This window comes from Methylobacterium crusticola (assembly GCF_003574465.1).
GTDB classification, from domain to species: domain Bacteria; phylum Pseudomonadota; class Alphaproteobacteria; order Rhizobiales; family Beijerinckiaceae; genus Methylobacterium; species Methylobacterium crusticola.
In genome coordinates, this window is record NZ_QOWC01000461.1 from 1 (window position 1) to 1433 (window position 1433).

At 79.1% G+C, this 1433-nt stretch carries 2 protein-coding genes; one reads left to right on the forward strand and one right to left on the reverse strand.

The features are described 5' to 3' along the window. Positions 1–108 precede the first annotated feature (108 nt). Positions 109–519 (reverse strand): hypothetical protein, encoded by a 411-nt coding sequence (locus DT057_RS34885; RefSeq protein WP_128566553.1) that lies wholly within the window; start codon positions 517–519, stop codon positions 109–111. Between the two features lie 264 nt (positions 520–783). Here DT057_RS34885 and DT057_RS34890 point away from each other — a divergent pair, with 264 nt between their 5' ends. Next, positions 784–1380: a histidine phosphatase family protein gene (locus DT057_RS34890; protein ID WP_128566554.1), complete on the forward strand. Its 597-nt coding sequence runs from the start codon at positions 784–786 to the stop codon at positions 1378–1380. Positions 1381–1433: the final 53 nt, after the last annotated feature.

The window sequence follows — 1433 nt, forward strand, 5'->3', positions numbered from 1 at the left end:
GCCGACCGAGAGCGCCGGCCTGTCGGCGCCGCTGGCCCGGCTCCTCGCCGGCCCGCCCGGGGGCGGGGCCGCGTGAGCCCGGCCCCCGGGCGGGGCCGAGGGCCCCGCCTACGGCGCCGCCCTGGGGGGCGTCCCGTCCGGCCCGGCGCCGGGCAGGAGGATGCCCTTCACGACGCTGCCCTCGGGGCCGTACTCGCCCGCCACCGCCAGGCAGGCGGCGTCCCGGTTCTGCATCATCTGGTTCGACATCAGGGTGAAGATCGTCTGGACCTTGGCGCCGAAGGGCCCGCGGGGCGGGCGCACGTCCTCGATGCTCACCTGGTAGCGCCCGAGCAGCGCCTCGAACGGCGCGACCCCGATCTGGTAGCCGCAGACGTTGGCGGCGGCGAAGATGTAGGCTGCGGTCTCGAGCGCCCGGGGCGGCGGGGCGTTGCGGATGCCCTGCGCGGCCGCCGGAGCGCCGGGGAGGGCCCCGGCGAGGGCGAGGCCGAGGAGCGTGAGGACGGGGGCTGGGCGCATGCGGTGTTCCTCCGGCGTCGGTCTGGCGCGGCCGCCCCGGTCTCGGCGGCCAGGGTCGGGCCTCGCCAGCCAGATAGGGCGGGGGCCCGGATAGGGGATCGCGCGGCGCCGGGGCAGGGGTGGCGGGGATTCCCGCGGCGGGGCGCCCCGGGTTCCCGCCCCGGCAGGGCGCCCCGCCCCGGCGGGCGCACCATGGCGGCCGCCGCGCCCGCGCCTATCTGGCTTGCGGGCGCGGCACCCACGCGAGGCGAGTGCGGATCCGACATGGCGACGACCTTCTTCCTGGTGCGGCACGCCGCGCACGACCGGCTCGACCGGATCCTGTGCGGGCGCATGCCGGGCGTGGTGCTCGGCGCGGAGGGGAGGGCGCAGGCGGAGGCGCTGGCGGGCCGGCTCGCCGGCGAGCGGCTCGACGCGGTCTATGCCGGCCCGCTCGAGCGGGCGCAGGAGACCGCCGCGCCGATCGCCGCCCGGGCCGGCCTCGAGCCGCGCACGCTCGCCGCCATCGACGAGCTCGACTTCGGCGCCTGGGCCGGGCGCCCGTTCGCGGCGCTGCACGGGGATCCGGCCTGGGGCTACTGGAACTCGGCCCGCCACGTCACCCGTCCCCCGGGGGGCGAGACGGTGCTGGAGGCGCAGGTCCGGGCGCTGCTCGGCCTCGAGGCGCTGCGCCGGAGCCACGGCGCGGCGCGCCTCGCCCTCGTCAGCCACAGCGAGGTGATCAAGCTCATCGTCGCCCACGCCCTCGGCCTGCCGGCCGACGCGATGCAGCGATTCGAGATCAGCCCCGCCTCCGTGAGCGTCCTCGTGCTCGGCGACTGGGGCGCCAAGATCGAGAGCCTGAACGAGCGCGTCGCGTGAGCGGGGCCCGGCCGCCGCCCGCCCGCGCGGGCGGTCCCGGCGCCCCGCCGCGC